6 protein-coding genes are annotated in these 14,858 nt (G+C 35.9%); 2 read left to right on the top strand and 4 right to left on the bottom strand.

All coding sequences use genetic code 11. The annotated features are described in order from the left end of the window. Positions 1-239 precede the first annotated feature (239 nt). Both purD and serS read right to left on the bottom strand, forming a co-directional pair. Positions 240-1,511 carry a phosphoribosylamine--glycine ligase gene (purD, locus tag AAGD50_RS01620; protein ID WP_138264878.1) on the bottom strand — a complete coding sequence of 424 codons (1,272 nt, stop codon included), beginning with the start codon at positions 1,509-1,511 and terminating at the stop codon, positions 240-242. Between the two features lie 34 nt (positions 1,512-1,545). Next, positions 1,546-2,823, bottom strand: coding sequence for a serine--tRNA ligase (serS, locus tag AAGD50_RS01615; protein WP_264724267.1), 1,278 nt, complete (start codon positions 2,821-2,823; stop codon positions 1,546-1,548). A 143-nt stretch (positions 2,824-2,966) separates the two neighbouring features. Between serS and AAGD50_RS01610 the strand changes: the two genes are divergently transcribed. Both AAGD50_RS01610 and dusB read left to right on the top strand, forming a co-directional pair. Continuing rightward, entirely contained in the window at positions 2,967-4,889 is a 1,923-nt protein-coding gene (locus AAGD50_RS01610; protein ID WP_341810071.1) for a Ulp1 family isopeptidase, read from the top strand. A gap of 5 nt (positions 4,890-4,894) precedes the next feature. Beyond that, positions 4,895-5,857: a tRNA dihydrouridine synthase DusB gene (gene dusB, locus AAGD50_RS01605; protein WP_012673040.1), complete on the top strand. Its 963-nt coding sequence runs from the start codon at positions 4,895-4,897 to the stop codon at positions 5,855-5,857. A 6-nt stretch (positions 5,858-5,863) separates the two neighbouring features. On the opposite strand, the gene AAGD50_RS01600 is transcribed toward dusB, so the two are convergent. Together AAGD50_RS01600 and rplL are read right to left on the bottom strand one after the other, a co-directional pair. After that, the gene (locus AAGD50_RS01600; protein ID WP_341810070.1) at positions 5,864-14,377 is read right to left on the bottom strand and encodes a DNA-directed RNA polymerase subunit beta/beta'; all 8,514 of its coding nucleotides are present in this window, start codon (positions 14,375-14,377) and stop codon (positions 5,864-5,866) included. A gap of 58 nt (positions 14,378-14,435) precedes the next feature. Continuing rightward, the gene (gene rplL / locus AAGD50_RS01595; protein ID WP_007551887.1) at positions 14,436-14,837 is read right to left on the bottom strand and encodes a 50S ribosomal protein L7/L12; all 402 of its coding nucleotides are present in this window, start codon (positions 14,835-14,837) and stop codon (positions 14,436-14,438) included. Positions 14,838-14,858 lie beyond the last annotated feature (21 nt).

Raw genomic sequence — 14,858 nt, 5'->3', positions numbered from 1 at the left:
CGCGTTCAGCTTATTTAGATAAAAATCTAGATGTAGATGAAGTTTTGTAAAGACATACAGTATCTATATACTGCAAAAAATTGAACATAAGACGCCGATACATTAAGTAATCCTTACCTTTTAATCTGCAGATTGGCGAAAGCAAATACAATAGCTTCACTATCATGATAAGTGGGCTGGCGGAGTTTGTCAAGGAAGTTTTTCGTTTCTGTGAACCACCTGCTAACCGACAGCTAACATTAACTACCGATATCGTATCTGAAGAAGCCCCCTGGCCATTCTAAAAAATTTAATGCTGAGTACACCTTACTTTTGGCTTCCTCTATAGTGCTCCCTTCTGCTACTATATTTAGCACTCTTCCGCCATCGGAAACTAAGTTACCACTTTCATCGAATTTAGTACCAGCATGAAACACCAACACACCAGGAATGCTTTCAATCTTATCTAATCCTTTAATTACTTCTCCCTTTTGATAATCACCCGGATAGCCTTTACTTGCAACAACTACACAAACTGTAGATTTGTTGTTAAGTTCCACCATTTTGACATTTAACTTTCCTTCTGCAACTGACAACATCAATTTTAACAAATCGCAATTTGAATCAAATCTAGGTAATATAGATTGCGTTTCTGGATCACCGAATCTAACGTTATACTCGAGAAGTTTTGGGCTATCTTTGCAAATCATTAAACCAGCAAAGAGTACTCCTTTATAAGACGTACCCATGTTAACCAATGCTTGAGCTGTAGGGTATATTATTTTTTGGATAATTTTTTGCTCCATGTCCTTACTTATAATTGAAGGTGATGAGTACGACCCCATACCTCCAGTATTTTGGCTTTCATTACTTTCATCAACTCTCTTATAATCTTTTGCACACCCAAGAGTTACTACTTTCAACCCATCAATAAGAGCAAAAAAACTTACTTCTTCTCCAACTAAAAACTCTTCTATGATTATTTCTTCACCTGATTCACCAAATTTTTTCTCCACTAGCATTGAATTTATTGCTGAAAAAGCTTCGCTTTCTGTATTACATATAACCACCCCTTTTCCTGCTGCAATTCCATTTGCTTTCACTACAAGTGGAAACTTTATTTTATTGCTACGTACAAAATCTTTAGCTAACCCTTCATCAACAAAACACTCGTACTTGGCAGTTGGTATACCATATCGTTTACATAGTCCCTTGGTGAAAGACTTCGATCCCTCAAGTTTTGCAGTTGCTTGACTTGGAGCAAAAACATTTATTCCCTCTGCAACTAAATCATCAGCAAGCCCATCAATTATTGGTTGTTCTGGACCAATAACAACCAACTCTATATTTTCTCTCTTGCAAAATTGTGTAACATCCACTGAATTTTGAATATTTACATCCACAAGAGCCCCAAGATCTTTCATAGCTTGGCGACCAGGAGTTACATATAACTCAGTCAAGATAGGAGATTTTTTTAGAGCCCAAAGTAGAGCGTGCTCACGCCCACCAGAACCTATAACCAGAACCTTCATCTTTATTTCCTCGCTTTTCTATATGTCAAAATTATTATTTGCTTATAACAGTATCATTACTCATGTATTTTTGCAACACGTTTGGTATTGCAATCGACCCGTCAGAATTTTGATAATTTTCCATTATGGCAATAATCGTTCTTCCTATAGCTAAAGCTGAGCCGTTTAAAGTGTGAATATATTTTTTCATCTTTTTATCAGTTTCTGAAGAGTATTTAGCGTTCATCCTTCTTGCTTGAAATGCACCACAATTTGAGCAGCTTGATATTTCTCTATATTTATTTTGCCCAGGTAACCATACCTCTATGTCATAAGTCCTTTGTGCAGCAAAACCCATATCGCCACTGCAAAGCAGCATTACTCTGTATGGCAATTCTAATTTTTTTAATATCTCTTCAGCAACACTCGTCATACCCTCAAGCTCATCATTTGATTGGTCTTCAGTTGTGATGCTTACCAACTCCACTTTACCAAATTGGTGTTGCCTTATCATGCCCCTGGTATCGCGACCTGCACTACCTGCTTCTTTACGAAAGCACTCCGAATATGCAGTAAAGCGAATAGGCAGTTCTTTTTCTTCCATTATTTTGTCAGCAACTAAATTTGTTAAAAACACTTCACTTGTGGGAATCAACCTCAATTCGTCGGTAGTTAAATACGAATCGTCAGAAAATTTCGGTAGCTGACCAACATTATACATAGCCTCGTTTTTCACCAAAGCCGGGTGGTACACCTCAGTATAGCCAAATTCATTAACATGCATTTCAAGCATAAAATTTATTAGCGCTCGTCCAAGCTTAGCTAACTGTCCTTTTAATATCGTAAATCTTGATCCGGAAATTCTCGCCGCTTGTTCGAAGTCCATTAAACCTAATTTTTCTCCGAGTTCATAATGAGATTCTGGTACAAAATCAAACTGTCTTTTTCCTCCATATCTTCTCACCTCTAAATTAGAGTTCTCATCTGCGCCTATTGGCACATCTTGCGCAGGAATATTCGGCAAGTTAGATAAAACATTCACTAACTTATCCTTTTCTGCTTGTTCTTTTAAGCTGATTGCCTCTATCTCATTTGTGATGCTTTTTGACAACTCTATTTGCTCTTCACAGGGGCTCTTGCTCATTTTAAGCTTTTTTATTTCCTCTGTGATTTCATTGCGCTGCCTATTTAAATCTTGCAATTTAGTGGTTAATGACCTTTTCTCGTGATCAATTTCTAATATCTCTTTTGCAGTAAACTCTCTTATCCCCCTGCTTTTCATTACCTTCTCAAATTCTTCAAAGTTCTTACGTATATATTCTATATCGTGCATATATTGTGCTATTACTAACATTGTTACTGTACTCCAAAAGCTCTTAATATTCAATATATTCTCATACTACTAAAATTATTATGGTTGATTTTTTTGTTAGAATTTGTTAAAATTTAATTAACTTAGCGTTCATAGGGTGTAGTATGTTGGGTATTACAAAAAATAATCAGAAAGAGAGCACTGACTTTGCTGGTGAGGAATTCATTATCTACGCTACTTGTGTATGCCTAGCAGCCACATTCGCTGCTGGCTGTTTAGGGGCGGTAATAGGATCCCCTCTATTGACCTTTCCACTTGCTATGCTAATTTCTCATCCTGTGATTTGGATTATAATGGGAGTAGTTCTTACAGTAGCATACAAAATGGTTGTTGAACCTTTATTTTACTTAGCGAAGAACTATATTAATGGAAAAAGAGCTTCAAAGGGGGAAAAGAGTGAAGAAAAAGATACAGAACTACAAGATTTGCAAGGCAAGACTCCAGAAAAGCAAGCAAGACCGAAAACTCCTGATAGGGATAGTGGTATTTTTGACTGCAAAGAAAATAAGGATTCTTTTGTATATAAGACAAATAAAAAAGAAGATTATAAATTTTGGTTAAGTAATTTTGATATTGCAGAGATTGCAAAAAGTTACTATGGATGGATGCCATATCGTAAAAAAGGTCACAGGGAATTTTCCAAAGGAGTGTTCTTTTCTTGCCTCGATAATCTTACATCTTTTCTGGGGAACCGATTGCAAGAATATAAAGATAAAGTAAAAGGGGATAACAATTTAGTATTATCTTCAATTCTTAACTTAAATAACAATCATTGGGTAACATTGGTTATTTCTCATGATGAAAAGAGTAAAAAGTTTAGAGCATATTATTGCGATTCATTTGGTGAACCATTACCAGAAGAGGTATCAAGTGCGCTACAGAAAACTCTAGGAATAGACAATAGTAGTATTAGAAACTCAAAAGCTAAACAACAAGATGATAAGTATAATTGTGGAATATTTGCCTTAGAGAATGCTAAGAAAATTACAGATATGCTGAAAGCAGGCAAATCGTTTGATGAAATTGATGATCAGCTAAAATATGAACTTAGTTCAGAGCAATTAATAGAGAAGAGAAAAGAATTTGCAAAAGCGTTGAAAAAGGATGAACAAAGCAGGGCTGGCACGCCAAGCCCTGTATTAGGTAGTCCAGGAAATATAAGTCGTAAAGATAGCGGAGTAAGTTTAGATTCAGTAGAAAGTAAGCAAACAAAAATTGTTCAATATAATACTACAGGTGATGGCAACTGCTTTTTCGATGCGGTATTTGGTGATAATAGCTCTGGTCAATATAAAACTGAAAAAGCACAAGATATGAGAATGGAATGGCACAAATTTTTAAGTCAATTTAACTCTTTGAATGATCCAAGGATGCCTGAGTTATTGAAGGGACAGATGCAGAAAGTTTTTGGTGCATTCTTAGAAAATCCAAATCATTTGATTGGTATGTCGGACTCAATAAAAGATTTGGTTCAGCATACAAACAGACGGGTAGAGAAGATCAAAAAAAAGACTAATAAATTAATAAAAAAGTTATGTTGTCTTACAACATTAAAAGAAAATGAAGTTATAGGTGATTTAAGAAGCATTAGTGCTAGTAATCTCAATATTAGTGAAAGAAAATATGATAGAAATTATAATAGTGATACTGCAGCAAATTCTTTTCTCAATGGCAAATCCATTTATAGATCTTATCTAGAGGCAATCAGCAGCCAAAGTTACCATGTTTTCATAGAAGAAATTTCTATCTTAGCTTCGCTGGCTAATATTGAAATTGACGTCTACTATAAAAATAATGGTAATGATGTAAATACATTGTTTCTGCCAAATGCGGGAATGATAAATGAAGGTTATCAGCAGAACAACGAGCTATGGGGAAATAAAGAACAAGAAACGGTATACTTGGCACCTGGTCATTATGAGAGAGCTGAGATAGTAGAGGTAGAGCCTTCTCTTATGGAAAAAGTAAGTTCGGCTATACAAAGTGTTGTAACAGTATGTGTAAATGCGCTAGGTTTGAACACATAGAATATATGTCCCTACAAGTAGGAAATTTGACAATTGATTCTCCAGTTATTTTAGCTCCAATGTCTGGAGTGACTGATTATCCGTTTAGAAGTATTGTGAAGAAACTTGGTGCAAGTTTGTTAGTTTCAGAGATGATCGCAAGCAGAGCTATGATTATGCAAACTCGCCAGAGTTTGCAAAAAGCAAAAGTCGATGCATTAACTGCTGTGCAGCTTGCTGGGTGTGAGCCAGATGTTATGGCGGAGGCTGCAAAATTAAACGAGGACATGGGAGCAAAAATTATAGACATAAACTTTGGTTGCCCTGTTAAAAAAGTTGTAAACGGTTATGCAGGATCAGCGCTAATGCGTGATGAGAAAAAAGCCGCTGAGATAATTGAAGCTGTGGTCAAAGCAGTGAATATGCCAGTTACGGTGAAAATGCGCACTGGATGGAACGATGAAAATCGCAATGCCCCGAGACTTGCGAAAATTGCCGAAGACTTAGGAGCAAAAATGATCACTGTGCATGGAAGAACAAGAGCGCAGCTTTATAATGGTCAAGCAGATTGGAAATTCGTTAGAAATGTTAAAGAGCAAGTGAAAATTCCAGTTATAGTAAATGGCGATATTAAAAATTTAAATGATATTCAGAATGCTCTCAAAGAATCTGGAGCAGACGGAGTGATGATAGGTCGTGGTGCCTACGGTAAACCTTGGCTGATTAATCAAGCAATGAACTTTCTCAGTGGAAGTGAAACTTCTGAGCCAACAGCTTCAGAGAGATTAAGCATCATACTCGAGCATTACGACAATATTCTTGAGTACTATGGAAATGACACAGGAATAAAGATGGCCCGCAAACACATAGGTTGGTACAGTAGCGGGCTTCAAGGCTCATCTGAATTTCGTGTGAGAGTAAATAACATGACAGATAGCACAGAAGTGAAAGAAAATATTATTGGCTTTTTTGGTCAAGAGACACACTAGCTGTACTCAATTCGACTGATCGTATGCCACTACGCTCTCTTCCTCACCAGAGTGTAAATGACAACCATTATCCATCAACCATTCCTCGTCATAAGTTTCAATATCAAAATATTTTTCATATTTATCCACATTATCACAAAGTGAAAGTGCTCTGATCTTATTCATAATCAAACCTGTACCAGCAGGAATTAATCTTCCTACTATAACATTTTCTTTTAATCCACTTAAAGGATCACTCTTCCCGCAGAATGCTGCTTCTGTAAGTACTTTTGTTGTCTCTTGGAAAGAGGCAGCAGAAATAAAGGAGCTAGTTTCAAGACTTGCCCTAGTAATCCCCTGCAGAATAGGAAGATAATGAGTAGACCGTTTGCCAGAGTTACTCATAGCATCATTTTCCCTATCAACTTCCAGCTTGTCAATGCTTTCGCCAACCAAGTACATAGTATCACCAGGATCAGTAATTTCCACTTTTTGTAGCATTTGTTTTAAGATCACCTCTAAATGCTTATTGTCTATACGAACACCCTGCAATCTATAAACTTGCTGTATTTCAGAAATCATATAGTGCGCTAAAGCTTCTAACCCAAGCACACGTAAAATATCATGGAGATCAGGGTCACCATCCATCAATAGATCACCTTTACGTACAAAATCACCTTCATTGACTATTACATGCTTACTTCTTGATACCAAATATTCAACTGGAGAAATTTGTTCATCTACAGGTTTAATTAATATACTGCGTTTTCCTCTACGGTCTTTTTCAGAAAACGCTACATAGCCATCTATCTCACTAACAATAGCATGCTCTTTAGGACGACGTGCTTCAAATAACTCTATAACCCTCGGTAAACCACCAGTAATATCACGAGTTTTAACTGACTCTCTTGGTGTTCTTGTAATAACATCACCTGCATGAACCTTCTGGCCATCTTGTACATTGAGCACTGCACCGATTGGTATAAAATAACATGCTTCAACGCCACTTGCGAGTGTCATTACTTTACCATTATCGTCAAGCAGCACAATACGAGGACGTAAATTAGCTCCACCAGAATGCAATTTCCAGTCTTTTACTACTTTGCTTGATATTCCTGTAGATTCATCCATCACTTCAGTGATCGAAATTCCATCTTTTAAGTCCTGATAAGACACTGTACCAGTCTTCTCCGTGATAATAGGCAATGTATAAGGATCCCATTCCGCAACTTTATCGCCAATTTTTACTGACCCACTCTCATCTACATAAAGCTTAGCGCCGTAAGGTACACTGTGCTTCAACTTCTCACTACCAAGGCTATCAATCAACACGACTTCACAGGAACGGCTTATCACAATTTTATTTCCGTTTCTATCTATAATTATATTACTATTGTTTAACTTTATTTTAGCATTAATAGAAGCTATAATATTCGAGGATTCAACGCCTCTAGTCATTACTCCACCTATATGAAAAGTACGCATCGTTAACTGAGTACCTGGCTCTCCAACAGATTGAGCAGCTATAACACCAACTGCTTCACCTATTGAAACAATTTTACCAGTTGCAAGGTCTCTTCCATAACATAAAGAACATACACCAGGACTTATTTCACAAGTTAAAGGCGATCTAATTTTTACAACATCAAGACCTGCAATGCTGATTTGCTTTACTTTATCCTCATCAATTAATTCCCCTGCTTTTACTAATAATTCTTTTGTCACTGGGTTATATATATCATTTGCAGCTGTTCTACCCAGCACAACACTCTCTAGAGATGCAACTATAGTACTTCCTTCAACTGTAGCTCTCACAACAAGACCATTTTTTGTTTTACAGTCATGCTTTGTAACTATGCAATTTTGAGATACATCAACTAAACGACGAGTTAAGTATCCAGAGTTTGCAGTTTTAAGTGCAGTGTCAGCTAAACCTTTACGCGCACCGTGAGTAGAATTAAAGTATTCAAATACGTTCAATCCTTCACGGAAATTAGAAATTATAGGTGTTTCTATAATCTCACCAGAAGGTTTGGTCATGAGCCCTCGCATTCCTGCTAGCTGTTTCATCTGTGAAGTAGAACCCCTTGCACCAGAGTTAACCATCATATACACTGAGTTGTACTTACTATTTCCATCATATATAGATATTGCTTTTAACATATCATTAGCTATCATATCCGTACACTTAGACCATTCATCTATAACCTTGTTATACCTCTCACTTCTAGTTATTAGCCCATCTTGATATTGCATAGAGAATTTCTTAATTTCACCCCTCGCGTGATCAACATGTGTAGCTTTAGTTTCAGGTATAACCATATCACAACGACCAAAAGAGACACCAGAAAATGTGGCATACTCAAAGCCAAGTACCATTAATTTATCAGAAAATGCCACTGTAGCACTTTGACCACAGTTACGATATACCAAATCAAGTATACCAGTTATTTCCTTGACTGTTAATATCTGATTTATTAGATCGAAGCCTAGATTCTCATGCTTAGGAAAAATTTGCCATAATATTAAACGGCCAGGAGTTGTACAAACAGTTTTATAGTGAGTTTCACCGCTGCTATTAATATACTCCATCCTATACTTTATACTAGAATGAATATGTAAAGTACCATCACTCAAGGAATGCTCAACTTCACAAAAAGCACCAAAAGATGGTAAATTATCTTCCTTAGGTTCTTGTAAAGTCAGATAATATATACCAAGTACTATATCTTTACTAGGAACTATAATCGGTCTGCCATTAGAAGGACTTAAAACGTTATTAGTGGACATCATCAACACCCTAGCTTCAAGCTGAGCTTCCAATGAAATTGGCACATGCACTGCCATTTGATCACCATCAAAATCAGCATTAAACGCCGTACAGACAAGCGGATGAAGCTGTATTGCTTTGCCTTCAATAAGGATTGGCTCAAAAGCCTGAATACCAAGTCTATGTAGCGTAGGCGCTCTATTCAACAAAACAGGATGCTCTTTTATTACCTCTTCAAGCATATCCCAAACTTCTGGTTTTTCTGCTCTTATCAACTTACTAGCAAACTTAATAGTTGGAGCCATACCATACATCTTAAGCTTTGAGTAAACAAAAGGTTTGAATAGTTCAAGAGCCATTCTTTTTGGTAATCCACACTGATTTAGTTTCAAAGTTGGACCAACAACTATTACAGAACGTCCAGAGTAGTCTACCCTTTTTCCTAAGAGGTTCTGGCGAAAACGACCCTGTTTTCCTTTTAACATATCACTAATGGACTTTTTATATCCAACAGCACCAGCTTTATTTACCAAAGTATTACGACGACTATTATCAAAAAGAGAATCAACTGCTTCTTGTAACATCCTTTTTTCATTACGAATCATAATCTCAGGAGGATTTAAGCTCAACAATTTCCTCAACCTGTTATTTCTATTAATAATAGTCCTATAATGATGATTCAGATCAGAAACTGCAGGACGACCACTCTCAAGCGATACCAAAGGACGCAAATCAGGTGGTAAAATAGGTATAGTTGTAAGTATCATCCACTCAGGCCTATTTCCAGATTTAATGAAGTTTTCAACAATACGCAATCTCTTTATAATTTTCTTTCTTCTTATCTCAGAAGCAACAGATTCTAATTCTAGTCTTAAATCCTTCCTAATTTCATGTAAATCAAGGCGCGTTAGCAACTCTCTTATAGCTTCAACACCTTGCATAGCTACAAAACTATCGATCCCATAGCTATCTTTAGCTTCATTATAAGCTTTTTCACTAATAATCTCACCTTTTTCAAAAGGCGAAACAAGAGGATCTATTACGATATAATTATCGCTATATAAAATATTCTCAATATCTCTGAGAGACATATCCAATAATGCTCCAATTCTTGAAGGAAGCGATTTCAAAAACCATATATGAGCAACAGGAGATGCAAGCTCTATATGACCCATCCTTTCTCTTCTTACTTTAGAAGATGTAACTTCTACTCCGCATTTTTCGCATATGCGACCTCTGTGTCTTCTTTTTTTGTATTTTCCACATAAACATTCATCGTCATTGACAGGGCCAAAAACCTTAGGGCAAAATAATCCACCTTTCTCAACTTTGAACGTACGATAATTTGCAGTTGAAACATCTTCTATCTCACCACAAGATATACGTTTAATACTTTCAGGGCTAGCAATCGATATGCTAACCTCATTAAAAGGTTGTGCAATGTTAGTGTGAGATATATCTTCAATCACTACATCATTTTGCTTTAAATTTACATTTAAACATAAAGAACGTAGTTCTTTTATCATCACATTAAAGGATTCAGGAATTCCACATTCAAAATTACTGTCACCTTTTATTATCGATTCATAAATCTTAACTCTACCATTAATATCATCAGACTTCACAGTTAACATTTCCTGCAAAGTATAAGCAGCACCATAGGCTTGTAATGCCCAACATTCCATTTCACCAAAACGCTGACCACCAAAATGAGATTTTCCTCCAAGAGGTTGTTGAGTAACCAAACTATAAGGCCCTACTGAACGCGCATGAATTTTACCATCAACCAAGTGGTGCAACTTAAGCATGTACATGTAACCAACTGTAACCTTGCGGTCGAATTTTTCACCACTGCAACCGTCATATAATACAGCTTGTCCAGAGTTATCTAAACCAGCAAGTTCAAATAATTTTGCTATTTGTTCATCTTTTGGACCCTCAAATACAGGTGCAGCAACAGGAACGCCATCACGTAATTTGCGTGCAAATTCAATGAGATTATTATCACTAATATTACGAATATCATTACAGATAGATACGTTACTGCCATAGCTATAAACCTCAATCAGGAAGTTACGTAAATTGCTGTATGAACTTTTACAAGAGTTCAAATAGTTCTCTACTAACTCATTCAACTCGTCATTTAGTGCATTCTTATTAGGTGTATTTAAAACAGAAGCCGTTATTTCATCATCATCAATATTTTCAATTTTTTTATTATCAAGGTATGCTACTGCAAATTGTGTAAAATTATCATCGTTAAGGGACCTAATTCCCTTGCAAAAAGCACTTTTGATCTTATTGATCTCATCGAGAATATTACTTACCTTTTCCCCTAATTTTCTACAAGCCCAACCTACATGCGTTTCCAGTATTTGCCCTACATTCATTCGTGAAGGAACACCAAGAGGGTTAAGAATAATATCAACAGGAGTACCATCTTCCAAATAAGGCATATCTTCCACTGGCACAACTCGAGAAATCACACCTTTATTTCCATGTCTACCAGCCATTTTATCCCCTGGTTGCAGACTATGTTTCACAGCAATGAAAACTTTTACTGACATCGACACACCTTGAGGCAGGTCATAACCTTCATGTAATTTTTCTACTTTTCGCTTAAACTGTGCTATTGCATGTGATACTTTTTCATCAAAATCTTTTTTTAAGCTCTTAACTTGCTCAGAAATGGATTGGTTTTTTAATCCTATACCCCACCATTGCTCACGTTCAATAGAGTCAAATTTTTCTCGATCTTGAGAACCAGAATTAATAAGAAGTTTCTTCAGTTCATCATAGAAATATTCACTAGTAACATTGATTATATAATCTCGCTCTTCCTCAAAGTCATTTATCTCTTTTTGTTTGATGAGTAATGCCCTTTCATTTTCTTCAACCCCCCTGCGTGTAAAGACTTGTACATCAATTACTGTCCCTTCAACATCTGGAGATGTATATAAAGAGGAATCCGCACAATCGAATGACTTTTCACCAAAAATTGTCATTAATAACTTCGTTTCAGGAGGCAATGAAAGAGAAGGTTTAGGTGTAACTTTACCTACCAGAATATAGCCTGGACCAACTCTTGTACCAATTTTCACTATACCACTATCATCCAAGTGATATAGATTTTCTTCATTAACACCAGGTATAGCACGAGTTATTTTTTCTGATCCTAAAGGGGTATCATGTACAACACAGTCAAATTCTTCTATATGAATAGAAGTAAAGAGATCTTTTTTAACAACTTCACTAGAAATAATAATAGAGTCTTCAAAATTATAACCTTGCCAAGACATAAAAGCGACTAGCAAATTTTTACCAAGCGCCAACTCACCACTGTTAATTGCAGGACCATCAGCTATTACATCACCCTTTTTAACATAATCACCTACGCACACTAGCGGTCTTTGATTAATACAAGTATTATGGTTAGAACGCTGAAATTTCCTTAGATGATAAATATCTACGTCCAAGTAGTTAACCCTTTCTTTATCAAAAGCACGTATAACTATAGAGTTACTATCAGAACTATCAACTATGCCATCGCGTTTTGCTAAAACTACAGCACCAGAGCCAGAAGCTACAAAAGACTCCATACCAGTAGCAACCAGAGGAGCGGTAGGCTTCAATAAAGGTACGGCCTGACGTTGCATATTTGAGCCCATTAATGCTCTATTAGCATCATCATTTTCTAAAAATGGAATCAAGGAAGCTGCAACTGATATTACCTGCTTAGGAGATACGTCAATGTAACTAACTTGGTCGCTACTTACCATGACGAAGCTACCAGCATATCTACAGTATAGCATGTCATCAACAAAGCAATTATTTTCATCAAGCTTTACGCTAGTGTCAGCTATATGATGTGAGCCTTCGTCTATAGCAGAAAGATACTCAATTTGATCAGTAACAACCCTATTGACTACTTTTCTATAAGGGCTTTCAATGAAACCATATTTATTAATACGCGCGTATATAGCTAAGCTGTTGATTAACCCTATATTTTGCCCTTCAGGAGTCTCAATAGGGCAAATTCTTCCATAATGAGTTGGATGAACATCACGCACCTCAAATCCTGCCCGTTCTCTTGTTAAACCGCCAGGACCTAACGCGGATAACCTTCTTTTATGTGTTATTTCAGATAACGGATTAGTCTGATCCATAAATTGAGATAATTGAGAAGAATTGAAGAAATCTCTTAAGACATTAGTTAACACTTTTGGATTAATAAAATCAGATGGAGAAACTTTATCTAAACTAGAAGTGGACATAGAATCAACTATTGCGCGTTCCAATTTCAACAACCCAGTTCTAAATTGATTTTCTATAAACTCTCCAACTGATCTTACTCTTCTGTTTCCTAAATGATCAATATCATCTACAGATCCTTGACCGTCACGTAACAATACTATTTTTTTCACAATTTCAATAATATCTTCATGCGTTAAAACAGTTAAATCCTCATCATAATTTAATCCAAGGTAAGAGTTAAGCTTCAACCTACCAATGTTAGACAAATCATAATATTCCGGACTGAAGAAAAGATTACGGAAAAACTCTTCTACTATCTCTAAAACAGGAACTTCACCAGGACGCAAAACTCTATATATTTCATATAGTGCATCCTGATAAGACATGTTTTCATCTAAGAAAAGCGTATTTAATATATAAGGTCCAACAAACAAATTATCTATGTTCAACACTGATATTTCATCTACAGATAATAACTCAAGCTTCTTTATGTCTTCCAGCTTTATAGATTCACCAGCAGATAAAATTTTCGTAGAGCTAGCACTATCCATTAAATCTTCTGCGAGGAATAAACCACATATAGAATTAAAAGGAACCAGATACTCTTTCAATTCATTATCATATAGCTTTTTAGCTAGTCTTGAGGTAATACGAACGTTAGCTTTAAGCAGCACATTACCTTCAATATCCATTAAGTCGAAAGGCAGCCTCACTCCTTTAAATTTATCAGGAACAAAAGGCACTTTCCAACCATCTTTATGTTTTACATACTTTATTTTCTCATAAAATCTATCGAGTATATCATTATTTGATAGACCCAACGCCTTTAATAAAACTGAAATTGGCAATTTTCTTTTTCTATCAACACGAAAATACAAATGGTCTTTAACATCAAATTCAATATCAAGCCAAGAACCCCTATAAGGAATAATTCTAGCAGAATAGATCAATTTACCAGAATTGTAAGTTTTTCCCTTATCGCTATCAAAAAATACACCAGGAGACCTATGCATTTGTGAGACGATAACTTTTTCCACACCATTAATGATGAAAGTGCCCTTATCAGTCATCATAGGCAACCCACAAAAGTGGACTTTCTGCTCTTCTATAGATTTTACAACGGTTGCAAGTTTAGAATGATCTCCACTCTCTTTAATCGATTTATATTCATCAAGAGAAATACCATCCTGCATAACAACAAGACGTATAGAAGCAATAACCTGAGCAGAAAAAGTTACACCACGCTTTATACACTCAGATTCATCATACTTAGGATCATCTACCCTACAACTTATAAACTCAATAGTAGCCCTACGCAAAGGATCATTTATTGGAAAGATTGTATGAAAGATAACTTCAAGTCTTTCATTACCCTTATTCTTAGGAGTAAAAGAATCATATGATTCTTTTTGAACCTTAACCAAATCCAATAAAGAATCTTTTAAATCAATCGACCTAGAATAAGAAACTCTAGGAACAAAAGCACCAGAAACGTACATATAAGAAGAATCAACCATTAAAATACCCCAAACTAATTAAAAGAGCTATATCAATATAAAATTAATACATTAAATATTATTCAAGCTCCACTTTAGTTGCTCCTGCTTCAATAAGTTTTTGCTTGATTTTTTCTGCTTCGTCTTTAGGAACATTAGCAGTCAAATCTTTAGGTAAAGATTCAACCAACTCTTTTGCTTCTTTTAAACCCAATGTAGAATTAACCTCTCTCACAGCTTTAATAACTCCTATTTTTTTACTCGCATCAATTTCTTTAATCACAACTTTATACTCAGCTTTTTCTTGAGCAGCAGGAGCAGCAGCATTATCACCAATAGGCGCCCCAGCACCAACAGCTCCACCAAGAAAAGAACCAGCAGGCAACCCTATTTTCTCTTCTAAAACTTTTACAAGTTCAGAAGCCTCTAATAGGTTTAAAGATAATATTTTATCAACCAAATCACTTGTTACATTACTCATAATTACCACCTTACTTAACAA

This window comes from Wolbachia endosymbiont (group A) of Apotomis capreana (assembly GCF_964027025.1).
Lineage (GTDB): Bacteria > Pseudomonadota > Alphaproteobacteria > Rickettsiales > Anaplasmataceae > Wolbachia > Wolbachia pipientis.
The sequence above is the reverse complement of the archived record's forward strand: the minus strand, read 5'-3'. Positions and strand labels throughout refer to the sequence as shown.